Origin of the sequence: Polaromonas sp. CG_9.11 (assembly GCF_015752225.1) — a bacterium.
Classification (GTDB): Bacteria; Pseudomonadota; Gammaproteobacteria; order Burkholderiales; family Burkholderiaceae_C; genus Polaromonas.
In genome coordinates, this window is the sequence record NZ_JADOVE010000006.1 from 1 (window position 1) to 25,473 (window position 25,473).

Genomic DNA, 25,473 nt, shown 5'->3' on the forward strand with positions numbered 1-25,473 from the left:
AGCTCAGCCCACCCTCGGCAACCATCAGACACATGCCTGTGCACTGTCAAGTCGTTGTTTCTAAATGAGCTTTCTCTTAAGGTAGTGCCATTGGGACTTGATCCGCAATCCATGACCCCGCTGGGGAGAAGGCATGGATCCCGGGTCGAGCCCGTGATGACAGAGAAGGGATAACAGATAAGGGATGACAGACAGGCGGGATGACATTTCCTTCCTCTCTCGTTGGACGTTCACCTGAAAGCGACCCGGGTAGTCACAAAACCCCGCAGCCAGGCCTGGCGCAATCCACCCAACGCCATCAAACCAGATGCACCGGCTCCTGCGAGGCCGTGACCGGCAGCATGTCGCCGGTTTCAAGATAGCGCGAATGCCACGACAGTGCTTCTTCCAGCAGGTGCGGCGTGTGCTTGCCCGAGGCACCCGCGAGCGAGCGCTCGAAGTAGTCGCGCAAGGCGGGGCGGAAATCCGGATGCGCGCACTTTTCGATGATCAGCCGCGCCCGCTGTGTCGGCGACAGGCCGCGCAGGTCGGCCAGGCCTTGCTCGGTCACCATGATTTCCACATCGTGCTCGGTGTGGTCCACATGCGAGACCATCGGCACGATGCAGGAAATGGTGCCGTTTTTGGCCACCGACGGCGTCATGAAGAACGACAAATACGCATTGCGCGCAAAGTCGCCCGAGCCGCCAATGCCGTTCATGATGCTCGACCCCATGATGTGCGTCGAGTTGACGTTGCCGTAAATATCGGCCTCGATCATCGCGTTCATGGCAATCACGCCTAGGCGGCGCACCACCTCGGGGTGGTTGCTGATTTCCTGCGGCCGGAGCACGATGCGCTGGCGGTAAAAATCGATGTTCTGGTTGAAGTCGGCCAGCGCGTCGGGGCTGAACGACAACGCAGTGGCCGACGCCATCGCCAGCGTGCCCGAGCGCAGCATGTCCAGCATACCGTCCTGCAGCACTTCGGTGTAGGCCGTCAGGTTCTTGAACGGGCCGTCGTCCAGGCCGGCCAGCACCGCGTTGGCGATGTTGCCCACGCCCGACTGCAAGGGCAGCAACTCGGGCGGCAGGTGACCGAGTTTCACCTCGTGCTGCAGGAATTCGATGATGTGCGCGGCTATGCGCTTGGAGTTTTCGTCGGGCGCGGCAAAGGCCGAATTGCGGTCAGGCTGGCGGGTCGGCACCACGGCAATCACCCGGCTCAAATCGCACGTCAGATACGCCTCGCCGATGCGTTCGCCGGGTTCTGTCAGTGGAATCGGCACGCGGTGCGGCGGCAGGCGGGTGCCGTAGTAGATGTCGTGCATGCCTTCCAGACCGGCGTTTTGCAGGCTGTTGACTTCCAGGATGATCTTGTCGGCCTGGTCCAGCCAGGTCTTGTTGTTGCCGACCGACGACGACGGAATCAGGCGGCCGTCGGGCAGGATGCCAGCAACTTCCACCACCGCCACGTCGAGCTTGCCCAGGAAGCCGAACCAGACAAACTGCGCCACGTTGGACAGGTGCATGTCGGTGTACTGCATGTCGCCGGCGTTGATCTGGCGGCGGCAGGTCGGGTCCGACTGGTAGGGCAGGCGCATGTCGATGCCGTGGACCTTGGCCAGTGCGCCGTCGAGTTCGGGCGCGGTCGAGGCGCCGGTCCACAGGCCGATGCGGAATTCCTCGCCGGCGGCATGCAGCTTTTCGATGCGCCGGGCCAGCGCCTGCGGCACCGACTTGGGGTAGCCCGCGCCGGTGAAGCCGCTCATGCCGACATGGGCGCCCGCCGGGATCAGCGCGGCGGCCTCGTCGGCCGACATGATTTTTGCTCTCAGGGCAGGGTTTTGCACGCGATCGGCGAAAGACATCTGAAATCACTCCGGGTAAGGCCATGGCGCGGGAACGCGCGAGGGCTGCCAGAATTTTATCAGTCGATGCGGTTTTAGTTAGGGTAAACCCTTGATTTTGGGGCCAAACCAAACGTTCCAATGCTTCCACATTGCAACGCCTCAGGCTGAATACCTTGGCTGACGCCGCAGACGCTATGACTAGCTCATCTATTCATAGCTGCTAACGCATGTCCCATAAGCGCAAACGCCGGTTTTCACCCCTATTTCGATGCCAGAACCGCCATCGTGATGCGCGACACGCAGGTCAGCGCGCCTGCGTCGTTGCGCAGTTCGATGGACCAGACCTGCGTGCTGCGGCCGATGTGCACCGGCCGCGTGATGCCGGTGACCCAGCCGCCGGTCGTTCCCTTGAGGTGGTTGGCGTTGATGTCCAGCCCCACCACGCGCTCGCCTGGCCGCGCGCAATAAGCCGCGCCGCAGGAGCCCAGGGTTTCGGCCAGCACCACCGACACGCCGCCATGCAGCAGGCCGTAGGGCTGGATGGTGCGGCTGTCCACCGGCACCCGGGCGCGGATGAAATCGTCGCCGACTTCGAGGAACTCGATGCCCAGGTGGTGGACGGCAGTGTCGGCGTTCGAGGCGGTGAGCAGTTCGACCGAGATGGCTTGCTTCCAGATTCGCATGGCGGGTCCATAAAGAGAAACAGCCTTCACTATAAGGTGGTCACCTACAGCGGATGGGTCCCTTGTCGCGCCCGCGTCTGCTGCGTCCGGCTTAAGCTGCAGCTTATGGCAATGAACCCGGAAACCGCATGATGCGCACCCGCAAATGGCTGCTGGGCGCGGGCCTTGTCCTGGGCGCGCTGGGCCTGCTGGCGATTGTCCTGGTCCGCCTGGTTCCTTCCGACGAGGAACTCAGGCTGCGCGCCACGGCCGAACTGGAGGCGGCGCTGGGGGTTCCGGTCAGCGTGGGCGCGCTGCACTGGCAGTTGCTGCCATCGCCCCGCGTGGTGATTGAAAACGTCGCGACAACGCAGACCCAGCCGGTTGAAGTGAAGAAACTCACGGCCTACCTGAATACGGCGGCGCTCTGGCGGCGCCGCCTGAAGCTGGATAGCGCCGAACTGGAGGGCGCCGTTCTGCCGCAGCTTTCATTGCACGACCTGGGTAACCAACAGCCCTTGGAAGTGACGCAAAAACCGGAAAAACGGGAAGAAGCGCCAAAGACGGGTCCATTGCCTTTTGATGAACTGCCGCTGGTGCAATTTGCTTTTCGCGATGTGACCTGGATTTCGCGAACCGGCGTGCGGATCGGTTTTGACGGAGAAGCCGACTTTGATGCCGGCTGGCGGCCGCGCTCGGCCCGGATTCGCCGCCCGGAGATCACGCCGCCTGCCGATCTGGCGCTGACCCGCCAGGGACAGGAGGACCGCTGGGAAGCACGCATCAACCTGGGGGGCGGCACGGCCCATGGCGAGCTGCAGCTGCAGCCCCGGGACAAGGGCGGGCTGCGCCTGAGCGGCAAATTCAAGCCGCAAGGCATTGAGGTCGACAGTGCGCTGCGGGCGATCAACCAGCCGCCCATCGTTGCGGGCAAGGCGTCGGGCGACACCACCGTGTCGGCCAGCGGCGACACGGCGGGCGCGTTGGCCCGGTCGCTGCACACCACCACGTCCTTCACCATGGGCCGCTCGACCTTGCTGCGGTTTGACCTGGACAAGGCCATTCGCAGCCTGGGGAAAGCGCATGCCGGAAAAACCCCGCTCGACGCCATCACCGGCCAGCTGGACACGCAGAACACCGCGCAAGGCATGGTGGTGAGCCTGACCCGGCTCACCACCAGCTCGGGCGTCCTGAGCGCATCGGGCCAGGCGCGCATCGCCAGCCGGAAGATCGACGCCGAGTTTTCGGTCGATCTGGTCGATGGCGTGGTCGGCGTTCCGCTCAGGCTCAGCGGCCCTCTGGACAAGGTACAGGTGTCGGTGCCCGCCAGTGCCCTGGCCGGCGCTGCAGCGGGTTCGGTGGTGCTGCCTGGTGTCGGCACCGCCATCGGCGCGCGCATCGGGGCGGCCATCGGCCGGATGCTGGGCGCGGAGCCGGCGGGCGGGCCGCGTCGCCTGGCGCCGGTCGAAAAGTAGTTCCGGTCCTGCCGGCAGTCCAGCGGCGCGGCCGGCCCTGCAAGCCTCGATACCGGCGTTTCCGGACGTGTTTCTGCTAAGCTTGATCGCTTCTTTCTCCTCCCATCCATTGCCCGCGACCATGCCACAAGCCCAGAACGCCTCCAATTCCACCGCGCTGGAGCACGCGCTTGACAAGAACGAGGCCATTCAGGAAGCCGTCGGACAGTCGGCCGCCGAACTGTGCGTCGTCAATGCCGTGCTGACGCAGGAAGTCCCGGCGCACCTGCAAACCGGCGAGGTCGCCCTGGCCATCGAGCGCACCGAGGAGCTTGAAAATCGCATCCAGAATTCGGCCGACGAACTGGCGCAGGTCAACCTGGCGCTGAAGGAAGAAATCATCCTGCGCGCCGACCTGGAGCGCCAGCTGGCCTCGGCCCAGGCAGCGCTTGAGCAGACGCCGGGCCATTTCAAGGCCAAAGACCGTCCGGGCCAGGGCGCGGCTGCCCGCTAGACTGCAACCCCGTTGGACTGGCCACTGCGGCCTGCCGGAACTGCCGCATGTTTTGCTACGGTATTCATAGCTGCCAGCACAGACTCAGTCTGCGCAAAAAGCCTTTTTGATACTGAAAATGTCGTTTTCCGGCCAGTGTGAATCCGCGCCAGCCTTGCCCGGCTATTGCCTGCGGTCCAGCAGCGCGTAGAGCAGGATCGCGCCAAAGGTCGCCGTGCCAATGCCGCCCAGTGCGAACTGGCCGAACTTCAGCGTGAAGTCGCCGGTGCCCAGCACCAGCGTGATGGCGGCGACCAGCAAGTTCTTGTTGTCCGAAAAATCGACCTGGTTCACCACCCAGATCCGGGCGCCGGCCACGGCGATCAGGCCGAACACGACGATGCTCACGCCGCCCATCACCGGCAGCGGAATCGCCTGGATCAGCGCGCCGAACTTGGGGCTGAAGCCCAGCAGCAGCGCAACCAGCGCCGCGAAGACAAACACCGCCGTCGAGTAAATGCGGGTGGCCGCCATCACGCCGATGTTTTCGGCATAGGTGGTCACGCCGGTGCCGCCGGCGCTGCCCGACACCATGGTGGCAATGCCGTCGCCGATGAAGGCACGGCCCATGTAGACGTCCAGGTTCTTGCCGGTCATGGCCGTCACCGCCTTGATGTGGCCCAGGTTTTCGGCCACCAGAATCACCACCACCGGAACGATCAGCAGCATGGCATTGGCGCTGAACACCGGTGCGGCAAAGCCGGGTAAGCCAAACCAGTCGGCCGTCGCGATGCCGGACAGGGCGATGGGCTTGCCCAGGCCCAGACCGTTGGTCAGCAGCGCATAGACCAGCGACGAGACGACCAGGCCGATCAGGATCAACAGGCGCTGGAGCATGCCGCGCGCCATCACTGCCACCAGCGCCACGCTGACGAAGGTGACGACCTGCATCCAAGAATCGAAGTTGCTGGCCGCCATGTTCTTGATCGGAATGCTCGCCAGGTTCAGGCCAATCACGGCGACCACTGCGCCGGTGACCACGGGCGGCATGAGCCGCTCAATCCAGCGCGTGCCGACCAGCTGCACCAGGGCGCCAATGGCCGCATACACCGCGCCGCAGGCGATGATGCCGCCCAGCGCCACGCCGATGTTGGCATTCGGCCCTTTGCCGGCGTAACCCGTGGCGGCAATCACCACGCCGATGAAGGCAAAGCTCGACCCGAGGTAGCTCGGCACCTTGCCCTTGGTGATGACAAAAAAGATCAGCGTGCCGATGCCGCTCATCAAAATGGCGATGTTCGGGTCAAACCCCATCAGCAGCGGCGCCAGCACCGTCGCGCCAAACATCGCAATCACGTGTTGCACGCCCATCAATGCCGTTTGCGGCCAGGGCAGCCGCTCGTCCGGCCCGATGACGCCGCCTTGCCCCAGCACCGCGCTGCTTTTTTCCGTCCAGTCCAGCATGCCCATTGATCGCTCCAGTTTTGAAAGTGGGGCAATGCTAAAGGCAATTTGCCGCGCCTGGCCTTTCCAGGCGAGCGCGGAGCGAAGAAACCGGTTTGCGTCACCCAGGCGCGCTGACCGGCAAGAAGCAAAGCTCAGGCGGTGGACTGCATGAATCGGCGGGTGGCGTACAGGCCTGCCGGCGTCCAGTGCAGCTCGGGCGACATGGCCCGGACCAGCAGTTGCCGTTGCTGCTCAGCGTCAACGCTGGCGGCCAGTTCGGCCTTGAGCGCTTGAAGGTCCGGGTCAGGCGCTTCCTCCTGTGAGGTTTCCAGCACCTTGAGAAGGCCGGGATTGAAAACGCCTGCCTGGTGCTGCACCAGGCGGGAATGCGCGCGGAAGCTGGGGCGGCGCCGGCCGGGCAGCAACGGGGGTTCGTCATGCGCCTGGCCATCGGCGCTGGCGTCGCCGCGAATCCAGTCGTGGATGACCTGCAGCTCGTAGGGGCTGAACACGCCAAACATTTCAGCCTTGTCCCCCTGCAGCAGTTTCCAGAAGCGGCTCTCACCCACCGGCGCGTCGCGCTTGATCCAGCCGGCCTGCTCCAGCGCCGCCAGAAAAGCAGGAATGCCGTCAGGCTGCGCGAGCCAGTCGTTGACGCTGCGTCCCGCCACCCGGCAGTAGTCGGAATGCGCGCCCTGGCCGGTCATGCGCTTGCGCGAGAAAATCGCTTCGACTTCGCACTGCATGTCAAAGCCGGCAATCACGTCGGTGGTGCCGACGCCCGCGTTGCTGAGCTGGCAGCCAGCCTGCACGCGCTGCCAGAATCCGGCGCTGTCGCCAAAGCGCGGCAGCGTGTCCAGCACCGCCTGCACCGCCCGCTGCGCATGGCCGCTGTCGGCGTTGTCCACCGTGATGTGCAGGGTGAAGTAATACGGGTCGATGCCCAGTTCGTTCAATTCGTAGGCCGTGACCAGCAGGTGCAGCGGCAGCTGCTCGTAGCCCAGGTTGAAGCCGATGATTTCAGGCAAGAAATCGCGGGCGTTCCATCCCAGGGCCAGTTGCAGCACGCCTTGCGTATGCAAAACGTCCGGCAGGCCGTGCAACGGATTCAGGCCATGGCGCTCCAGCAGCTTGCGGTAGAGCAGCACATGGTTCTTGTCGGCCCGGCCTTCGCCCAGTTCTTCAACATAGGTGGCAACAAGGTCGGCAAAACGCGGATTCTGTGCATGCGACAGCAGGCCGTACAGCCAGGCGCCGTCGACCAGCTTGGTCGGCGCCACGGCGCGCAAGAAATGCAGCGCATGGGCGCGGTTCTGAAAATAGCGCCGTGGCGCGCCCGCCTTGCGCGCCAGCAGGTAGTCCCGGTAGCTGTCCCCGGCACGCTGTGCCGATTCATGCATCCAGGCGGCCAGGCCGTGCGGCGACCCGGGCAGGTCGCTGTCATCAGCCGCTGCCTGTTCCAGGGCCTGACGCAGAAAGACAAGGGATGCGTTCCGGGTCGCTTCGTCGGGTACGCCGCCAGCCAGCCGGCGATACAAGTCACGCGTGCCGTCCGCTGGCAGGTCCACGCGCTTGGCCGATGCGGCAGCGTCACCGACCGCACTGCCAGGCAAGGTCCATTCATGGGCTGCAACAAACATCGATTATTTTCCGGAGTTGAGTAGTTTTCAGTCTGAGCCAAGCAGCGTGGCGGTTTTATAGGTTCGTGGCCCTATTGCCCGTCGGTGTGTTCCTACCGGCACGGCCCGCGCGTTTCGAAGCCAGCCCGGTATTTGCAGGCGAGCCAAGCCGTTGGTTTTGCCAATGTCAGAAACCTCATGGCGCGGGCCCGCCAGGCTGGGTCACGACCAGTGCCACGGCGGCGATGCGTTCGGTGTCCGCATAGGCGGGCGAATCGAGTTCCTCGCCAAACACGTCCGGGTCGATCTCGCGGTAGCTGAAAGGGCAACCGGCCCTTTCCAGCAGCGGCGTCACCCCATCCAGGAACGGGTCGCGACCCTCGACAATGGGCGCGCCGGTGTACAGCACCAGCCGGCCGCCAGGCGCCAGCCGCGCCAGGCTGCCCTGCACGATGCGCAGCGACAGGCCGCTGCCGAGCGGGCCGCCGCCATGCCGGTAGGTGCGCTCGCCGGCATCGACCAGGTAGGGCGGATTGGCCACGATCAGCTCAAACCGCCCGGCCAGCGACTCGAACAGGTTGCTTTGCTGAAAGCCTGCCGTGGCCAGGCCCGCCAGCGCCGCATTGGCCCGGGCAAACGCCAGCGCCCGGGGGTTGATGTCGGCCAGCAGCAGGCCGGGCTGCGCCGCCGGGCTGGCCAGCGCGGCCACCATGCCACCGGGTCCGGCGCCGCAGCCGATGTCCAGGATGCGCGCACCCGTGCCCAGCGGGCGGCTTTGCAGTTCGGCCGCGATCAGGCTGGCAAAGCGGTAAGTGTCCGGCCCGAAAAACACCGCATCCGCCTCCAGCGTCGGGTAGGCCGAATGCGCGTACAGCGCGCTGCCCAGGCTGGCAAACCGCACCCGGCTGCGCAGCAGATGACCGCTTTCATCGAGCAGCCCGGAATCGCGCAGCCAGGCCAGCGCGTTGCCGGGCAGCAGGCCGGTTGCAAAGGGCCGGCTCCAGCCAAACACATCGCGCAGGTTGCCCGCGGCATTGGCGCCGCCCCGGGCATTCACCCGGGCGTGGCTTGCCGGCGTGATGGCGGTGAACCGGTAGCCGGTTTCTTCGAGCCAGCGGCCCAGCAGGACCAGCGCGTCGGGAACTGAAAGGGCCATGTGCGTCACGCCTCCGGGAAAAAGGAAACAGGCAATCTACGCCATGCAGGCCCGCAGGGTGTGTCGGCCGTCCTGCCGACGGACCGTAGGAAGTTGGCAAGCCTTGACCTTGAACAGCCTCGCACGGCTGTTGAACTGCTACGCTTGCCGGCTATGAAACCTCTTGTCAAATGGGGCATGGCTGCCGCGCTGGTCCTGACCGTGTCCGCCGCAGCGTTGCTGGCCAGCCGGCGCGGCACGCCGGTGCAGCTGGTGTCCGTGGCGCGTACCGGCATCGTGCAGTCGGTGGTCGCCACCGGGCGGCTGAATGCCCCGGCACGCATGGACATTGGTGCTGAAGTCACCGCCACGGTGCGGGAAGTCCGGGTGCGCGAAGGCGACCGGGTCAAGGCCGGCGACGTGCTGCTGCGCCTGTCGGATGCCGAAGCCCGCGCCGCGCTGCAGCAGGCCAGGGCCGCGCTGACCGAAGCGCGCGGCCGTGCCACCCAGCAGGCCACGGTGGCCGCGCCCGTCGCCTCGCAGGCGGTGGTGCAGGCCGAAGCGGCGTTCACCGCCGCCCAGCGCGAACACCAGCGCGCCCGGGATCTGGTGGCGCAGGGTTTCTTTTCGCAGCAAAAGCTCGACGACGCCCGGCGCGCGCTGGACATGGCCAAAAGCGCGCTGCAATCGGCCCGCGTGCAAGCGCAGGCCAACCAGCCCAGCGGCATTGAACACACACTGGCTGCGGCGCGCATCGACCAGGCGCTGGCGGCGGTCGGCGTGGCCGAGGCGCGGCTGGCACGGCTGACCATCGCCAGTCCGGTCGATGCCATCGTGCTCACGCGCAGCGTCGAGCCCGGCTCCATGGCCCAGCCCGGCCATGTGCTCTTGAGCCTGGCTGCGCAGGGCGGCACCCGCATCGATGCGAATGTGGATGAAAAAAACCTGCGCCTGCTGGCGGCCGGCATGCCCGCCAGGGCAGTGGCCGATGCCTATCCCGGCCAGTCGTTTGATGCGCAGCTCAACTACATCGCCCCGGCCATCGACCCGCAGCGCGGCACGGTCGAGGTGCGGCTGGCCGTGCCCAACCCGCCGCCCTTCCTGCGGCCCGACATGACGGTGTCGGTCGAACTGGTCGGCGGCCTGAAAAAGGATGCGCTGGTGCTGCCCTCGGGTGCGGTGCGCGACGCCGACCGCCAGGCGCCCTGGGTGCTGGCGCTGCAGGACGGCGTGGCGGTGCGCCTGCCCGTCAAGCTGGGCCTGCGCGGCATCGGTTCGGTGGAAATCACCGAAGGGTTGAAAGAAGGCGACGCGGTGATTCCGCAGACCGAAAAAGCCGTGGCCGGCGACCGCGTGCGGCCCGGCCCGGTGCTCGCGCCCGTCAAGGGCATGGAAACGCCGTCCTTCATCTCGCGCTGAGCCCAAACCTCCACCATGACCACTTCCCGCCACCGCCCCGCCTTGAGTTCCTGGACCCGCTGGATGCCGTTCGAGCTGTTGGTGGCGCTGCGCTTTCTGCGTGAAGGCCGCATGCAAAGCGTGCTGATCCTGGCCGGCGTGACCGGCGGCGTGGCGGTCATTATTTTTTTGACCCAGCTGATCAACCAGCTGCAATCGACCATCATCGACCGCGTGCTGGGATCGCAGGCGCATGTGGTGATCCGGCCGCTCGAGGAAGTCACCCAGCGCGTCGTCACGCCCGGCGCCGACCGTGCCGTGGCCGCCGTGGTGCAGCCGCGAGCGCAGCGCCTGCGCTCGGTGGACCAGTGGGAGCGCATGGCCGGCCTGGCGGCTGACACGCCCGGCGTGCTGGCGGTGTCGCCGGTGGTCAGCGGCCCGGCCTTTGCATCGCGCGGCAACAGCAGCAAGAGCGTCGCGCTGCTCGGCGTGCAGCCCGACGCCTACCGCCGCGTGGTGAAAATGGACGACTACATGACGCGCGGCCGCTTCGACGTGACCGGCAGCAACACGCTGATCGGCATTGACCTGGCCAGCGACCTCGGCGTCACCGTGGGCGACAAGCTGCGCGTGACCAGCGCCAGCGGCCGCAGCGAAACGCTGGACATCACCGGCCTCTTTGACATGGGCAACCGCGACCTGAACCGGCGCTGGGTCTTCGTCACCCTGAAGCTGGCGCAGACGTTGCTGGACCTGCCCGGCGGCGTGTCGAACATCGACGTCACGGTCAAGGACCTGTTCGGCGCCAACCAGGTCGCCGATGCGCTGCGCGCCCAGACCGGCCTGACGGTGGACAGCTGGATGCAGACCAACTCGGGCCTGCTCAACGCCCTGAGCAACCAGACCGTGTCGAACAACCTGATCCGCAGCTTTGTCATCATCATCGTGGCGCTCGGCATTTCCAGCGTGCTGGTGGTCAGCGTGGTGCAAAAACAGCGCGAAATCGGCATTTTGCGAGCCATGGGCACCGGGCGGCGGCGCATCATGACGGTGTTTTTATTGCAGGGCGGGCTGGTCGGGCTGGCCGGCTCGGTGCTGGGCTCGGCACTGGCCTTCGGCCTGCTGGTGGTGTTTTCGCACATCTTCAAGAGCCCCGACGGCGGCTCGCTGTTTTCGCCGCAGCTTGACCCGATGCTGGTGCTGCTGGCGTCGGTGGTGGCGTGCGGCGTGGGGCTGGCGGCGGCGGCCATACCGGCGCGCAGTGCGGCGCGGATGGACCCGGTGCAGGCGATCAGGGCGTGAGGAGCGGTTCGCGGCGCATCAGGTCGCTGCGCGTGAACGGCGTCTCGTTTCCGGACATGGACATGGCCAGGCGCACCACCAGAGAATGGGTGGGCGAGGCGTGCAATTTAAAAGGCATGACGGCCACCCATGCCATCAGGACAACCGGCACGATGGGCCGGATGCGCAGGGGCGATGTTTGGCAAACAGCCAGCGCCGCCGCGCTCACGGCGCCGCCCACGGCCCAGCCGGCCAGCACTTCGGACCAGGAATGCGCCCCCACTTCAACGCGGCTCACGCCTACCAACAGCGCAAGCGCACCCCCCAGTGCAACCGCCAGCCCGTGACGGCCGCGCAAGGGCGCTGACAAAAAAGCGACCATCAACATGGGGTAAATCGCGGCGGCAAACATGGAGTGACCCGAGACACCCGTGAAGTTGATGGCGGCCCAGCCAATGCCCCATCCCATGAATGCGACCTTGCTGGCGGTGGTGATGACAGCGGCGGCCGCGATGAGCGCCATCCAGCTCACCGCCAGCCTGCGCGTTGGCGCTTGTGCAAACAGCACCAGCACGGTCATCGCTGCGGCGGGCAGGAGGATTTGCGCGTCGCCAAGCCGGGTCAGCAGCTGCCAGAGGTGCAGGGTCGTCGAAGCGTGCGAAAAGATCATGCGCCGATTTTAGGGGGACACCCTATACCCGTCGCAAGCGCTGGCGATCGGGCAAGCGGCCTGGACATTTGAAAATCCACTGCCCGCCTACTGCAATCCGCCGTTTCACAGGGCAGCCCAAAGCCAGGTTCTGCCCCATTTGATGGCCGTGGCGACATGCTTCAGAGCGCTGCCATTCAAGCCGCCGACCTCACAAACCCATGCGTTCACAATACAAGGCGCATGAACACCCCATCCGCTCCCATCCTTCGCCTGGCCGACATTCACCGCAGCTACAACGTCGGCACGGAAGTCGAAACCGAGGTGCTGCACGGCATCAGCGCGAGCCTGCAGACGGCCGAGTTCGTCGCGCTCAAGGGGCCGTCGGGTTCGGGCAAGAGCACGCTGCTCAACATCATCGGCCTGCTGGAGCGGCCCACGTCGGGCACGCTGGAAATTGCCGGGCAGCCCACCCAGTTGCTCGACGACGCCGGGCTGACGAAGCTGCGCGGCGCCACCATCGGCTTCGTGTTCCAGTTCCACCATCTGCTGCCCGCCTTTACCGCGCTGGAAAACGTGTTGCTGCCCTCGATCATTGCCCACGGCACCGCTACCGCGCAGGCTGAAGCGAATGCGCGGGAACTGCTGGCGCGCGTTGGGCTGAAAGGCGCCGAATACAAGCGCCCCGGTGAACTCTCGGGCGGCATGCAGCAGCGCGTGGCGATTGCACGGGCGCTGTCGCTGCGGCCGCGCCTGATCCTGGCTGACGAGCCGACCGGCAACCTCGACACCGTGTCGGCCGACGAGGTGTTCGGCCTGCTGCGCGAGTTCAACCGCGACCACGGCAGCGCCTGCCTGATCGTCACGCACGACCCGCGTCTGGCGGCCGGCTGCGACCGGGTGATCGAACTGGTGGACGGGCGACTGGTGTCGGCTTGAAGCCATCAATAAAGCCGCTGCATATGCCGGTGCTGCATGCACCAGTGCACTGAAGGATGCTGAAAATGGCCAGTTCTGCAGCCTTTTCAGCGCTTGCGGCCTGCCGGGGCCGTTCCTGCCACTGAGGGCGAATTTTCAGTCAAGTTTCAAGCCATACAGCCCGTTCGCGCAAATGCCACATACGTAAGCAGCTATCATTTTTGATATTTTTACCTGCGCAGGCTCATGCGTCCACTGGTGCATTGCCAAGTGCGCCGGCTTGGGGATTTCATCGCGCACAAACGCTATGCGTGGGCCTTGGCAAAGGTGGCGTACGCCTTTTCCGGAGGTTTTGCAAATCCTCAGCCTACAGGACAAGGGTAAACCGACCCACACGCAGGCTTGGGCAACGATCGTCCAATAGCGACTGGCGCTGTTGCCAAAAAGATTCAAAGGACCGCCATGACTGACGACTTCAAGACTTCCTCGCAGATTGCTGATGAGGCCAGGCAAACCGGCCAGAACGCTGCCAGTGCGGCGGGTCAGCTGGCCAGCGAGGCGAAGGCCAACCCGGCCAGTACCGTGCAGGCCTTGCGTCCTGCCCTTGACGATGCCAAGGACACCGGCCGCGACGCCCTGAACACCGCCAAGGGTTTGGCGAACGATGCCAAGGCGATTGCCGGCGATGCCTGGAACACGGCCCGGGGCTACGCCAAGTCTGCAAGCGGCGTGGCAAGCGAAAAGCTGGGCGACTTCAAGGCCAAGGCGTCCGATTTTCAGGAAACGGCCGTCCGCCGGATTTCGGATGAGCCCCTCAAGGCGGTAGCCATTGGCGCTGCGGCCGGCGCATTGCTGGCGGCGCTGGTCATGCGCCGTGGGCGCGACCGAAGGGACGACTGAACATGGATGCGATGAAGTCCATGAAACCGATGGAGCCCCTGAAGCCCCTGAAGCCCCTGAAGCCCATGGAGGCGCCTGATTCCAGCTGGTGGCCCCCGGGGCTTTCGAACCCCTCCAGCAGCGCAAGCCAGAACGGTGTGCGCTATGCCTTTTTTGCCGACCAGCGTCGCCTGGCGGTGGAGCAGGAAGGGAAAGTCAGGCAATACGATACGGGCGAGCATCGCATTTCCGGGGTGAGCCAGGCGCAAGGCAGCCAGGGCGGCACCCTGCGCTTCACCAGCCAGCGCGGCGATGTTGACCTGGGATCACTCAAGGAAGTGCGCTGAAATGCGCTGACCGGCGAGGTGCGACAAGGCACAGCATCCTTCCCGGTTCGTCTCGGTTTGCGTTTCTTTGACAGATCCGGCCACGGCGGGAATGCTGTTCCAACCCGGTCGCGTCCCTTTGAACTCTGGCCGCCATCATGCGTTCCTCGCGGCCGGCAAGACCGCTGGCGGGTGCTTGGCCATCGTTCGTTCCAGTCCCTTGCGCGTCAATGCAGGGCGGCAGGCCGGCAGCACTTGAGGCCAGGGCGATGTTGGTCCCGGCGCCTAGCCCGGTGCCTCGACAGCGCGCAGGGTGAAGTAAAAGATGGCGCCCTCGTTTTCCCTGCCTTCAGCCCAGACGCGCCCGCCATGACGGTCAATGACGCGTTTGACGGTGGCCAGGCCGATGTCGGTGCCCAAAAAATCCGAGGGCGAGTGAAGTCGCTGAAAGGTGCCAAACAGCTTGCTGGCATAAGCCATGTCAAAGCCGGCGCCATTGTCCTTCACGAAATAAACGGTTTCTCCGGCTTTTCCCGGCTGGCTGCCGACCTCGATGCAAGCGAGTTCGCGCCGGGAGGTGAACTTCCAGGCATTGCCCAGCAGGTTCTGCAAAATGACTGACAGCAGGCGCTGGTCGCCAGTGATCGGCATCGTGTCCTGAATCACGACTTGAGCCTGGCGTTCCGGGTCCCGTTCCCGGCATTCCTTCTCGATGTTCCGGGCGATGTCGGCCAGATCGACCTCAGTGCACTGCAGCTTGTCGCGTGACAGCTGGGCCAGGAACAGCAAGCCATCGATCAAATCGCCCATTTGCTGCACGCTGCTGCGAATCCGGTTCAGGTAATGCGCTGCCTTTTCGCCAGGCTTGTCCCCAACGGTTCGCGCCAGCAAGTGGCTGAATCCATCGATGGTTTTCAAGGGGGAACGCAGGTCGTGCGACACCGAGTACGAGAACGCTTCGAGCTCCTGGTTCGCCGCCTCAAGCTGCGCGGTGCGCTGGCGCACGCGTTCTTCGAGTTCGCCGTTGAGCAGCAGAATTTCGTCCGTGGCCCGGCGCAGTTCGTGGCTGCGCTTTTCAAGCGAACGCAGCTGACGAATCAGCATGGCGGCGAAAGCCAGCGTCAGCAGGCCCTGAAAGACAGTCAACGCAATGCTGATGTAAACCTGTTCGCGCGCGGTAGCGTTGCGCTGGCCGATGGTGGTCACCATGACCTGGCTGATCCGCAAGGTTATGTCATGGATGGGTTCGCCGAGCGGCTCCACCTGGCGCATCAGCTTCACGATCGCGCCGGGTGTCAGGGCCGCTTGCGAATTTTCCGACAGGAAGCCATCAGCTTGACGGATGAATTGCTCGATCAGTCTTACCTTGGGCGTTTGCTCTGGCAAAGGCGCCACAAAGGGGCTGATGCGTATGGATTGCATCAGCGAGAAACGGCTGAGAAAAATTTCGTAGCGCTCGCGCAGTGCCTCAGGGTTGATTTTTTCGGGGTAGCGCTCTGCCTGGCGCAGGCTGTCGGCAAGCATCAGGTACTCATGCTCCAGCTGGAAATAGACCCAGGAAATATTCTCTTCGTTGTAGTAGATCGAGTTGTCGATGTGCTTGATCTGGTGCGTTTGTATGGCGCCTATGGCCATGAACACGGCAATCAGGCCGGCTGACACGGCCAGCGTCCAGCGTCCCGATGGCACTGAACCCAAGGCTGCGCCGGCTTGGGTCACTGGACGTCGATGGTGCGGAGTTGCCAGGCTGAGCGGCTGTAGTAGCGCGCCGTGTGAAGCCCGGTGTTGGTGTCGAACGGGTAGACGATGAACAGCGGCCCCTTTTCCCGGATCGGCATGGGTTTGTCGTCCATCAGGCGCGCCAGCACCATAGGGAACTGACGAGTATCCGCGAGGGGAATCTCGACCTTGAAGTTGTTCAGCGTCTGTGCCTGGAGCACGCTTCCCTGAACGCCAACGACTTCCAGCACGTCGCGCAACAGCGGCCCGGTGAACTTCTTCAATTTCTTGTACCAAGGGGTGTTGGTGGTGAAGCTGTGCTGGGGCAAGGCCGCCAGCATGTCCATGTCGAAGTTGGCGCGGTCATCGGCGTCTTTCAGCCGGATGTTGTCGGTGATGGAAAGAATCACCTTGCCTTTGGGCGTGTCCAGCGCATGGGACCTGCCGGCCAGGAGCAAGGCAGTGGCGCCCAGAAGGCATTGCCGGCGACTCAGGGTTGAAAACCTAGGGCATTCCTGGAAATTGGGGTCTTGGCAAAAATTTGCAGTTGTCGGGAAAAATTACGGTCGCATCCGAAAAAAAAAGTTGCAATTTAACAAGATGTTGCAATTTTTCAAGTTAACACGAAAAAACTTACAAATACGTGAACACGCATGTGCTTTGCAAGAATCGTCAAACGCATGCACCTAACCGGCCATTCCAAAGTTGGGCCTGCCGGGAGCCGCAACATCCGCCCGACGCTGCTACCCTGACCATTCCTGGAAACTGGCAAACACGGAGACACAAGAAATGAACCAGACAAGCAAACCACCCCATGTGGCGCAAATCCGCCTTTACCAGGACTGGCTGCGCGACCGGCATGGCCTGGCGTTCGACAGCCACGACGCGCTCTGGCGCTGGTCCACCACCGAACTGGACGCGTTCTGGCAAAGCATCTGGGACTACTTCGACCTGCAGTCGCCCACGCCGCACGACGCGGCGCTGGCGCGCAACGTCATGCCCGGCGCCCGGTGGTTTCCCGGCGCCCAGGTCAACTATGCGCGGCAGGTGCTGCGCCATGTCGATGCGGCCCATGCCGCCGGCCTGCCGGCCCTCGTCAGCAGCAATGAAAAGGGCCAGCGGCGCGACCTGTCCTGGCCCGAGCTGCGCCGCCAGGTGGCGTCGCTGGCGCTGCACCTGCAGGCACAGGGCGTGCAGCCGGGCGACCGGGTGGCGGCGTATCTGCCGAACATTCCCGAGGCGATGGTGGCGTTCCTGGCGACGGTCAGCATCGGCGGCGTGTGGAGCCTGTGCGCGCCCGACATGGGCACGCACGCAGTGCTCGACCGCTTCCGGCAAATCGCGCCCACGGTGCTGATCGCCTGCGACGGCGTGACCCACGGCGGGCGCGACCACGACCGCCTGGGCGTGCTGGCCGAGTTGCGTCAGGCGCTGCCCAGCGTGCGTCACACGCTGCTGCTGGGCAACCTGGATGCTACAGTTTCGATAGCCGGTTGCGCAGTATGGACAAGCGCTACAGCCCTAAATAATGATGAAACCGAGGCTTTCGAGCCGCTCTGGCTGGGGTTCGACCATCCGCTGTGGATCGTGTATTCGAGCGGCACCACCGGCCTGCCCAAGCCCATCGTGCACGGCCATGGCGGCATGCTGCTGGTGCAGAGGCAGCTTGGCACGCTGCACAACGACGTGGGCTGCAGCTACCAGCCCAATTCCTTCGGCGAGCGCTACCACTGGTACAGCTCGACCGGCTGGGTGATGTGGAACGCGCAGCTGGCCGGGCTGCTGGGCGGCACGACCTGCGTGATCTTCGACGGCAACCCCGGCGGCCCCAAGGACCGGCCCGACTGGACCACGCTCTGGCGCTTTGCGGCCGACACCGGCGTGACCTTCTTCGGTGCTGGCGCGGCGTTTTACGCCAGCTGCATGAAGGCCGGCATCGCGCCCGCAGCCTGCGGCGACCTGAGCCGCATCCGGGCTTTGGGCTCGACCGGATCGCCGCTGAGCGCCGAGGTGCAGCAATGGGGGTCAGCCTTCATGGCCATTGCCGGCGTTGACGACATCTGGTGGTGCAACATCTCTGGCGGCACCGACTTTGCCGGTGCCTTCATCGGCGGCCACCGCGAACTGCCCCAGACACCCGGGAAAATGCAGTGCCGCCTGCTCGGTGCGGCGGTCGAGGCCTGGGACGACAGCGGCCGGCCGGTCATCGGCGAGGTCGGCGAGCTGGTCTGCACCCAGCCGATTCCGTCGATGCCGCTGTTCCTCTGGGGCGACGACAGCGGCGCGCGCCTGCTGGCCAGCTATTTCGACATGTACCCGCCCGGCCACGGCCGCCGGCCTGGCGGCGGCGATGCCGGGCCGGCGCTGGGCGCGGTCTGGCGCCATGGCGACTGGCTGAAGATCGACCCGGGCGGCGAAGGCGGCTGCGTGATCTACGGCCGCTCGGACGCCACCATCAACCGCCACGGCCTGCGCATGGGCACCAGCGAGTTGTACAGCGCCATCGAGGCGCTTCCCGACGTGCTCGACTCCCTGGTGGTGGACCTGGAATACCTGGGCCGCGCCAGCTACATGCCGCTGTTCGTGGTGCTCAAGAGCGGCGCGGTGCTCGACGAGGCGATGAAGGCCCGGCTCCACCACGCCGTCAAGACCGCGCTCAGCCCACGTTTCGTACCCGACGACATCTTTCAGGTGACTGAAATCCCGCGCACCCTGTCGGGCAAGAAGCAGGAGCTGCCGATCAAGAAACTGCTGCTCGGCCAGCCGCTGGAAAAAGTCCTGAACCAGGGCGCGATGGCCAACCCGCACTGCCTGGACTGGTATGTCGATTTTGCGCAGCAGCGGCTGGCGCAGCTTGGCTAAAGCGCCTCCGGTTCAGCGCGGCCCTGGTTGCCCGGCGACGACACCGCGCAGGAATTCGGCCAGCCCGGTGTCAATCTCCAGCCGGGCTGCAAGCACGCTGGCCTGCTGCAGGTCACGTGCGCCGCCGATGTCAGCCTGAATCTGGATGGCCTGCGGGAGCCAGCGTTTCGTCTGGCGCCTGGGCAGCAGGGGCCACAGCGCCTCGATGGCGTAGCGCAGCCGCTTGGCCAGGAGGCGGGCGCGGTGCAGGCTTTCCGGTTGGGCGCTGTCAGCCAGCGCGCGCTGCAGGTTGCGGTGCAGCCGCCGGGTGCGCTGCCGTGCCCAGCGGCGCAAGGACTTCCTGGATGCGTCAGCCTTGTGGTTGGTCGGCACTTTCTGCCTCGGCAGGTCTTCCAGCCATTGCGTGATGGCCAGCAGCGTGGCGCCCACGGCGGGCACTTCGAGCGCATGCGCAATCGATTTGCCTAGCAGCCCGGCGGCGTCCGACAGGGCCTGCAGCATCGCCTGCCATTTTTCCGCCCGCTGCGCGTTGCCCGCGCGGTAGGCCTCGGCCAGCGAAGGCAGGGTTTCGGTCCGGGCGACGTCGATGTCGCGCAGCTCGCCGATGAAGTCCAGCAGCGGCGCCAGCGGCTGCCAGTCGGGCAGCTGCTCGGCCGCCAGCCCGGGTTTGAAAAGCCGCACCGCGCTTCTGAAGCGCCGCCAGCCCACGCGCGCCTGGTGCAGCACTTCCGGATCGTCCGTCTGGCCCAGCAGCTTGAGGTTGCTGGTGAACTGGCAAAACATTTCACGCAGCACGCTCTGCGCCGCCAGCGGCAGCGGCATGCCCTCGGTCAGCGCCGGCGGCCGGGCGCGCAGTGGCTGCATCAAGCGCTCCTGCAGCAGCGCATAGCCGCGCTCGGCCTTGCTGACATTGAGTGGCAGCACCGCCACGCTGCGGGCAATCTGCTGCGCGACCTCGAACAGCGCCGCCGGCTTTCCGGCCATCAGTTCGAGTTCCAGCTCGCACAACGGTGCGCATTGGTCGCCCGCCACGATCTGGCCGATGTCCAGCGACACCTCGACCACGCTGCCACCGCGCCGGCGCACCGACCAGGAGGTACGTTCGAAGGCGGTGACCAGGCAGGGCGCCAGCGCATCAAACCGGCTGCCGTCCGGGTCGAACTCGGGCCAGGGCGTGGCCTCCAGCGCTTCGCGCGACAGTCCGGCGCCGGCCAGCGGCACCTCCCACTCGCCGCGATGGCTCAGGGCCGAGTCGCTGCGGCCACCCATCTTCAGCGTTTGCCGCCACTGCGGATCGGTGCTGCTGCCCACGCGGCGCAGGCGCAGCGCCACCCGCTCCTCGTACAGGTCCTGCCCGGGCGTGTCGTAGTAGATGTTGTGCAGCGGCTGCTGCGTGGGCTTGCGGCGCGCCAGCAGCGGCGTGCGCGCGAGCCGCTGGACCAGGCCCTGCGGGTCGGCGGTGGGCAAGGCCAGCTTCAGTTCGATTTCTTCCGGGCGCGGAACAGGGGCAGGTGATTTCATGGGGTTCCGGCTGCCAGTGCGGTGCCGGCAGGGTTCGCTGATTCGGCGCAAGTCGCACTGGACGGGTTGGAGTGTTGGGCAGGGTTTGCATGGCAAAGGCAAGCCTCACAGTAGCAAAAAAACCCCTGCGCAGGCGTAAGAAATTGGCACCGTTCAAAAGGCCGTTTTTTCATGGGAAAAACGCGCTTGACCTTCCCCCCGTGGGAGGCTTCACGATGGCGCCAGCATGCACCGGCATGGCACTGATCTGATCCACCTTCCAGGAGATTTTCCGATGAAGAATTACCGCTTTTCCCGAACCCTGGCCTGCGCGCTCAGCGCCATGGCCTTGTCCGCCGCAGCCTTCACCGCGCAGGCGCAGCCTGCCGCGTCCATGCCGGCGGAGCACGCGGGCATGAACCGCGCAGCAGCAGATGCCAAGGCCTCTGACGCGACCCGGGCCTTCCAGCAGGGCGAGGAAAAGATGATGAAGGACATGGGCCGCCCCTACACCGGCAATGTCGACAAGGATTTCGTGGCGCACATGATGGCGCACCATCAGGGCGCAGTGGACATGGCCGAGGTGCAGCTGAAGTACGGCAAGGACCCCGCGCTGCGCAAGATGGCCCGGGACATCATCAAGGCGCAAAAGCAGGAGATTGCCTTCATGAAAAAGTGGCAGGCCCGGAACGGCGTGAAATAAGGATTGGGCAATCAATAACTTCCCGTCCGTCATTTCCGCGAAGGCGGGAATCCAGCGACACGGGCTGAAACGCTCACACGCGTCTGGATACCCGCCTTCGCGGGTATGACGCAGAAAAGCTGTTTTTGCCTGCCTCCCGAGGCAGGCCACCCGCGCCCTGCGCGCCGCCTCATAACGTCAATGCGGATGCCGGTGGTGAATGTCCGGGTAATGCGCATGCGTGTGCGCCAGCGGTTCATGCTGGTGCGGATGTGCATGTGGCGACGTGCCATCCCATGAAAAATCATGCGCATGCTGGTGGTGCGCGTCGTGACGGTGCGGGTGGCTGTGCCACAGTGTTTCATGCGTGTGTTGATGCGCATGCCGCTCGCTCAAGTGCAGCCAGACGCCCAGCCCCATCAGCGCGGCCGCCGTCCAGAACAGCCCGCCCGGAAGGTCGGGCCAGAGGACCAGCGAAATCACCACACCGAACAAGGGCGCTACCGAAAAGTAAGCGCCGGTGCGTGCGGTTCCCAGCGTCCTGAGCGCCACCACGAACAGGCTCAGGCTCAGCCCGTAGCCCAGGAAGCCCACCAGGGCGGCATAGCCCAGTGGCGCCGTGCCTGGCAGTGCCGCGCCTGCAGACAGCGCGATGGCGGTGTTGGTCACGCCGGCGAGCAGGCCTTTCAGGCAGGCCACCAGCAGGGCATCGTTGCTGGACACCCTGCGCGTCAGGTTGTTGTCCAGCGCCCAGCCCAGGCAGGCGCCGGCGATCAGCAGGGCGCCGGGCGAGAAACTGGCGCCGCCCGGTTGCCAAGAGAGCAGCACACCACCGAGTGCGATGGCCGCCATGCCCAGGACGACGCGGCGATCGGCGTTTTCACGAAAGGCCAGCCAGGCCACCACCGCCGTCAGCACGCCTTCCAGGTTCAGCAGCAGCGACGCCGACGCGGCGCTGGTTTGTGCCAGGCCGAGCATGAACAGCGCAGGCGCCAGCATGCCGCCGGCTACGATGGCGCCCAGCAGCCAGGGCCGTTCGGCGCGTGAAATGTGCAGCCGGGTCACGGGCTGGCCGCCATGGTGCTCGCGCAGGCGCCTCAAAACGAGCAGCGCGCCCAGGCCAAAGCCGCTGCCCAGGTAGAGCAGGCCGGCCAGCAGCAGCGGCGGCATGTTCCCCGCCAGCAGCTTGGCCAGCGGCGTGCTGGCGCCGAACAGCAGCGCGGCGAGTAGGGCGGGAAGGGCAGGGCGAAGCAGCATGGCAAGGTCCGGAAAAAGGAGTCAGGCCCATTGGAACGCATCGTGCGGCAGACGGCGCGGGCCGACAAGGAAACCCTGTGCTGCTTTCACCGGCGCATTGGGCTTGCCGGGGGACGATGTCAGGGATCGCGCATGACCGACGAAATTTCCCGCGCCAGAAAGCCCAGCCGGCCATGCCGCCAGGCCCGTCATGCTGCCCGCCAGCACGTCGCCCCGGTAATTTCCCGGCTGCCGGCGACCACCAGCACCTGTCCCCGGTCTCCCTTGTCAGAGGCATTGCCCGGCTGCGGCAGCGGCCAGTTGCGCAGTGCCAGTCTGTCAAGGGTCCGCATGCGGGGGCCCGGGGGTGGTTGATGCGCAGGGCGGTGGACCGGGTTCAGGAACTGGGTGCGACGGGCGCATCGGGCTCGGAGGTCACCGGTATGCCTTCTTCCAGCAGCGGCGCCAGAAAGTTCACCAGGTCGAGCACCTGCCGGGGCTGGTCATTGCCACCGTTGTCGCCCACGGTCCGGTAAGAGGTGACGCTGCAGTTGGGAACGTCGCCCCGCCGGTCGATGTCCAGGATGGTGGCCTCGTCCATCTGCTCGACCAGGTAGCGCATGCAGTTCACGGTCACCTGGTGGGCCACGACCCGCACGCGCTGGCCGGCATATTCACGCGTCATCATTTCCAGCAGGCTGCGCAGCCGCAGGATCACGTCGCACCAGCTTTCGCCGCCAGGGGGGGCGAAAGCAGAACTTGCCGACATGGCCGCGCTGCTCGCTCAGTTCCGGGTATTTCCGGGTGATGCCAAGGTGCGTCAGGCGGTCCAGGAAGCCGAAAAGCGGGTGTTCGACATCCCCAAAATAGCGCAAGCTGGACCGATACCGCCATGTTCGATTAGCATCCGTCCTGTGTAACTTAATTAACTTAGTTAAAAAAATCAAATTTTGACTCAAGAATCAAAAGCATCCCCCGGCTTTTTGAGGGACGGCGGCACGGCGGGCGCGTTGATGCGCAGCCATGGCTGGGCCCGCTCGCCGCTTGGCCCGCCGGATTCATGGCCGCAAGCGCTCCAGACCGTGGCCGGTCTCATGCTGCGTTCCGCAACGCCAGTGTTTGTGGCCTGGGGGCCTGAGCTGTGCCTGCTGTACAACGATGCCTGCCTGAAAATCCTCGGACAAAGGCACCCGGCGGCGCTGGGCCAGCCCCTGTACCAGGTGTGGCCCGAAGTGCGGCCCGATATCGAACCGCTGATCAACCAGACCCTTGCCGGCGAGGCAGTTCATAGGGAATGCGCGCCTTTCCTGCTGCGCCGAAATGGCGTGGACGAACAGGCCTGGTTCAACTTTTCGTATGCGCCAGTCGATGGTCCGGACGGCACGGTGGCCGGACTGTACTGCGCGCTGGCGGAAATCACCGCCAAGGTCCTGTCCGAAAAAAACCGCCGGACCGAAACCCAGTGGCTCTACAGCATGTTTGAACAGGCTCCCAGCTTCATGGCGGTGGTGCGCGAGCCTGGTCATGTGTATGAACTGGCCAACAGCGCTTACCTGCGGCTGGTCGGACGCGACGGGGTGGTCGGCAAGACCTTCATGGAGATTGGCCGCAAAGTGGAGGGCCAGGACTATGGCGCGCTGCTCGATGCGGTCTATGCCACCGGCAAGCCCTTCATCGGGACCCGGATGCCGGTGATTTTTTCGCAGCATGCCAAGGGCCAGCCGGAGCGGCGCCTGATTGATTTCATTTTTCAGCCCATCACCAGTCCCGAAGGAGTCGTCAGCGGCGTTTTTATCGAGGGCAATGACGTCACCGAACATGCCCGCGCCGAAGACGCGTTGCGTCAGACAGTCCTCAAGTACCACACGATCGCCAATGCCATACCGCAGATTGTCTGGGGCACGCAGCCTGACGGCTTCCACGACTACTACAACCAGCAGTGGTATGACTACACCGGCGTTGCGCGGGGCGCTACCCACGGCGAAGCCTGGAAGGAGCTGTTTCATTCCGAAGACCTGTTGCTGGCAGTGGAAAAGTGGCGCCACTGCATGGCCACCGGCGAGTTCTATGAGGTCGAATACCGCCTGCGCCACCACTCCGGCCAGTACCGCTGGGTGCTGGCCCGAGCCCGGCCGATGCGCGATGCGCAGGGGCTGATCGTCCGCTGGGTGGGGACCTGCACCGACATTCATGAGCAAAAGCTGGCGCAACAGGGCCTGCAGCACGCGGACCGGCTCAAGGACGAGTTCCTGGCCATGCTGGCCCATGAACTCAGGAACCCGCTGGCACCGATTGCGACCGCCGCGGACCTGCTGTCCAGAGGCACGCTGGATCAATCTGGCGTCTTGCAATTGAGCGAAGTGATTTCGCGCCAGGCCAGGCACATGACCCGCCTGATCGACGACCTGCTGGACGTGTCTCGCGTCACCCGGGGCCAGGTGAAGCTGGACCGGCAGCCGGTGGACCTGAAAACCATTGCCAACGAGGCGCTGGAGCAGATTCGCCCCCTGCTGGAGGCTAAGGCGCACCATCTGGACATCCAGCTGTCGCCGGAATGCACCCAGGTGATGGGCGACAGGCTGCGGCTGGTCCAGGTGCTTGTCAACGTGCTTGGCAACGCCATCCGGTACACGCCCAATGGCGGCCGCATCGACCTGCGGATGCTGGCGGACGACGGCCACCTGACCCTGCGTGTGCTTGACAACGGGATTGGCATGTCCAGCGAACTGCTGGAGGTTGCCTTCGAGCTGTTCACCCAGGGCGAAAGAAGTTCTGACCGCTCCCAGGGCGGCCTGGGCATCGGCCTGGCGCTGGTCCGCAGCCTGGTACAACTGCATGGCGGAAGCGTCAAGGCGCACAGCGACGGAATCGGCAGGGGCAGCGAAGTGACGGTGGTCCTGCCACGCCTGGCGCAAGATCACGAACAGCACGGCGTCGATGCTGGCGCTGCGGCTTGCGGCCCTGAAGGCACGCCGCTGCGCATCCTGGTGGTCGATGACAACGTCGATGCGGCGCGCCTGCTGGGAATGTTCATCGAACTGCTCGGGCATGAAGTGTTCGTGCAGTTCCATCCCGCCGATGCCATCGAATGCGCGCGCCGGGTGTTGCCGCACCTGTGCCTGCTCGACATCGGCCTGCCCGACATGGATGGCTACACGCTGGCGCGCCAGCTGCGCTTGATTCCGGGCATGCAGACGGCGGTCCTGGCGGCGGTGACCGGCTACAGCCAGCCCCGGGACAAGCAGGCCGCCTTTGCGGCGGGCTTCAACTTTCACTTTGCCAAGCCGATCGATTCGGGCCAGCTGCAGGTCTGGCTGGCGCAGGTGACCGAGCAGGCCAGGCGTCAGGACCAGCCGGTCATCGCGCAGGCGTGACCAGGGCAT

The 25,473-nt window shown here is 65.2% G+C and carries 23 protein-coding genes; 11 read left to right on the forward strand and 12 right to left on the reverse strand.

The genetic code is table 11. The features are described 5' to 3' along the window. Window positions 1-298: 298 nt before the first annotated feature. Both IWX85_RS06540 and IWX85_RS06545 read right to left on the reverse strand, forming a co-directional pair. The gene (locus tag IWX85_RS06540; protein WP_196869189.1) at window positions 299-1,849 is read right to left on the reverse strand and encodes an acetyl-CoA hydrolase/transferase family protein; all 1,551 of its coding nucleotides are present in this window, start codon (window positions 1,847-1,849) and stop codon (window positions 299-301) included. Between the two features lie 242 nt (window positions 1,850-2,091). Then, the gene (locus tag IWX85_RS06545; RefSeq protein ID WP_196869190.1) at window positions 2,092-2,514 is read right to left on the reverse strand and encodes a hotdog fold thioesterase; all 423 of its coding nucleotides are present in this window, start codon (window positions 2,512-2,514) and stop codon (window positions 2,092-2,094) included. A gap of 128 nt (window positions 2,515-2,642) precedes the next feature. On the opposite strand from IWX85_RS06545, the gene IWX85_RS06550 reads away from it, so the two are divergent. Continuing rightward, window positions 2,643-3,968 (forward strand): AsmA-like C-terminal region-containing protein, encoded by a 1,326-nt coding sequence (locus tag IWX85_RS06550; protein ID WP_196869191.1) that lies wholly within the window; start codon window positions 2,643-2,645, stop codon window positions 3,966-3,968. A 121-nt stretch (window positions 3,969-4,089) separates the two neighbouring features. Next, window positions 4,090-4,461 carry a hypothetical protein gene (locus tag IWX85_RS06555; protein WP_196869192.1) on the forward strand — a complete coding sequence of 124 codons (372 nt, stop codon included), beginning with the start codon at window positions 4,090-4,092 and terminating at the stop codon, window positions 4,459-4,461. Between the two features lie 162 nt (window positions 4,462-4,623). Here the strand turns inward: IWX85_RS06555 and IWX85_RS06560 are convergent, their stop codons facing one another. The 3 genes from IWX85_RS06560 to IWX85_RS06570 all read right to left on the reverse strand — a co-directional run bounded on the left by IWX85_RS06560 (window position 4,624) and on the right by IWX85_RS06570 (window position 8,661). Further along, window positions 4,624-5,910 carry a solute carrier family 23 protein gene (locus tag IWX85_RS06560; RefSeq protein WP_196869193.1) on the reverse strand — a complete coding sequence of 429 codons (1,287 nt, stop codon included), beginning with the start codon at window positions 5,908-5,910 and terminating at the stop codon, window positions 4,624-4,626. Window positions 5,911-6,038: 128 nt separating this feature from the next. Further along, complete coding sequence (locus IWX85_RS06565; protein ID WP_196869194.1) at window positions 6,039-7,526, reverse strand: iron-containing redox enzyme family protein; 1,488 nt, start codon at window positions 7,524-7,526, stop codon at window positions 6,039-6,041. Between the two features lie 175 nt (window positions 7,527-7,701). Continuing rightward, window positions 7,702-8,661 (reverse strand): methyltransferase, encoded by a 960-nt coding sequence (locus IWX85_RS06570; protein WP_196869195.1) that lies wholly within the window; start codon window positions 8,659-8,661, stop codon window positions 7,702-7,704. Between the two features lie 153 nt (window positions 8,662-8,814). On the opposite strand from IWX85_RS06570, the gene IWX85_RS06575 reads away from it, so the two are divergent. Further along, on the forward strand, window positions 8,815-10,059 hold the full coding sequence (locus tag IWX85_RS06575; RefSeq protein WP_196869196.1) for an efflux RND transporter periplasmic adaptor subunit: 1,245 nt from the start codon (window positions 8,815-8,817) through the stop codon (window positions 10,057-10,059). A 15-nt stretch (window positions 10,060-10,074) separates the two neighbouring features. Beyond that, complete coding sequence (locus IWX85_RS06580) at window positions 10,075-11,340, forward strand: FtsX-like permease family protein (RefSeq protein ID WP_196869197.1); 1,266 nt, start codon at window positions 10,075-10,077, stop codon at window positions 11,338-11,340. Here IWX85_RS06580 and IWX85_RS06585 read toward each other — a convergent pair. Then, window positions 11,330-11,989 carry a phosphatase PAP2 family protein gene (locus IWX85_RS06585; protein ID WP_051984161.1) on the reverse strand — a complete coding sequence of 220 codons (660 nt, stop codon included), beginning with the start codon at window positions 11,987-11,989 and terminating at the stop codon, window positions 11,330-11,332. The genes IWX85_RS06580 and IWX85_RS06585 overlap by 11 nt on opposite strands. 222 nt (window positions 11,990-12,211) lie before the next feature. On the opposite strand from IWX85_RS06585, the gene IWX85_RS06590 reads away from it, so the two are divergent. From IWX85_RS06590 to IWX85_RS06600, 3 genes are all read left to right on the forward strand, one after another. Then, complete coding sequence (locus IWX85_RS06590; RefSeq protein ID WP_036807320.1) at window positions 12,212-12,907, forward strand: ABC transporter ATP-binding protein; 696 nt, start codon at window positions 12,212-12,214, stop codon at window positions 12,905-12,907. A 441-nt stretch (window positions 12,908-13,348) separates the two neighbouring features. Further along, the gene (locus IWX85_RS06595) at window positions 13,349-13,786 is read left to right on the forward strand and encodes a hypothetical protein (RefSeq protein WP_196869198.1); all 438 of its coding nucleotides are present in this window, start codon (window positions 13,349-13,351) and stop codon (window positions 13,784-13,786) included. A 2-nt stretch (window positions 13,787-13,788) separates the two neighbouring features. Continuing rightward, window positions 13,789-14,112 (forward strand): hypothetical protein, encoded by a 324-nt coding sequence (locus IWX85_RS06600; protein WP_231379590.1) that lies wholly within the window; start codon window positions 13,789-13,791, stop codon window positions 14,110-14,112. 264 nt (window positions 14,113-14,376) lie between these two features. Here the strand turns inward: IWX85_RS06600 and IWX85_RS20900 are convergent, their stop codons facing one another. Beyond that, the gene (locus IWX85_RS20900) at window positions 14,377-15,810 is read right to left on the reverse strand and encodes an ATP-binding protein (RefSeq protein ID WP_370584233.1); all 1,434 of its coding nucleotides are present in this window, start codon (window positions 15,808-15,810) and stop codon (window positions 14,377-14,379) included. Continuing rightward, complete coding sequence (locus tag IWX85_RS06610; protein WP_231379591.1) at window positions 15,807-16,268, reverse strand: molybdopterin-dependent oxidoreductase; 462 nt, start codon at window positions 16,266-16,268, stop codon at window positions 15,807-15,809. The genes IWX85_RS20900 and IWX85_RS06610 overlap by 4 nt, the downstream gene beginning before the upstream one ends. Before the next feature lie 331 nt (window positions 16,269-16,599). Between IWX85_RS06610 and IWX85_RS06615 the strand changes: the two genes are divergently transcribed. Then, the gene (locus IWX85_RS06615; protein WP_196869199.1) at window positions 16,600-18,672 is read left to right on the forward strand and encodes an acetoacetate--CoA ligase; all 2,073 of its coding nucleotides are present in this window, start codon (window positions 16,600-16,602) and stop codon (window positions 18,670-18,672) included. Between the two features lie 12 nt (window positions 18,673-18,684). On the opposite strand, the gene IWX85_RS06620 is transcribed toward IWX85_RS06615, so the two are convergent. Then, window positions 18,685-20,193: a CYTH and CHAD domain-containing protein gene (locus IWX85_RS06620; RefSeq protein ID WP_196869200.1), complete on the reverse strand. Its 1,509-nt coding sequence runs from the start codon at window positions 20,191-20,193 to the stop codon at window positions 18,685-18,687. Window positions 20,194-20,467: 274 nt separating this feature from the next. Between IWX85_RS06620 and IWX85_RS06625 the strand changes: the two genes are divergently transcribed. After that, a complete protein-coding gene (locus tag IWX85_RS06625; RefSeq protein WP_196869201.1) occupies window positions 20,468-20,875 on the forward strand; it encodes a DUF305 domain-containing protein in 408 nt (135 codons plus the stop codon). A gap of 177 nt (window positions 20,876-21,052) precedes the next feature. Here the strand turns inward: IWX85_RS06625 and IWX85_RS06630 are convergent, their stop codons facing one another. From IWX85_RS06630 to IWX85_RS06640, 3 genes are all read right to left on the reverse strand, one after another. Further along, window positions 21,053-22,111 carry a DMT family transporter gene (locus tag IWX85_RS06630; RefSeq protein ID WP_196869202.1) on the reverse strand — a complete coding sequence of 353 codons (1,059 nt, stop codon included), beginning with the start codon at window positions 22,109-22,111 and terminating at the stop codon, window positions 21,053-21,055. A 188-nt stretch (window positions 22,112-22,299) separates the two neighbouring features. After that, window positions 22,300-22,443, reverse strand: coding sequence for a hypothetical protein (locus IWX85_RS06635; RefSeq protein WP_196869203.1), 144 nt, complete (start codon window positions 22,441-22,443; stop codon window positions 22,300-22,302). A 44-nt stretch (window positions 22,444-22,487) separates the two neighbouring features. Next, window positions 22,488-22,859 (reverse strand): histidine phosphatase family protein, encoded by a 372-nt coding sequence (locus tag IWX85_RS06640; RefSeq protein WP_370584234.1) that lies wholly within the window; start codon window positions 22,857-22,859, stop codon window positions 22,488-22,490. Between IWX85_RS06640 and IWX85_RS20355 the strand changes: the two genes are divergently transcribed. Beyond that, entirely contained in the window at window positions 22,858-23,010 is a 153-nt protein-coding gene (locus IWX85_RS20355) for a hypothetical protein (protein ID WP_231379612.1), read from the forward strand. The two genes, IWX85_RS06640 and IWX85_RS20355, sit on opposite strands and share 2 nt — an antisense overlap. Before the next feature lie 30 nt (window positions 23,011-23,040). Next, the gene (locus IWX85_RS06645; protein WP_196869204.1) at window positions 23,041-25,464 is read left to right on the forward strand and encodes a PAS domain-containing protein; all 2,424 of its coding nucleotides are present in this window, start codon (window positions 23,041-23,043) and stop codon (window positions 25,462-25,464) included. The last annotated feature ends 9 nt before the right edge of the window (window positions 25,465-25,473 follow it).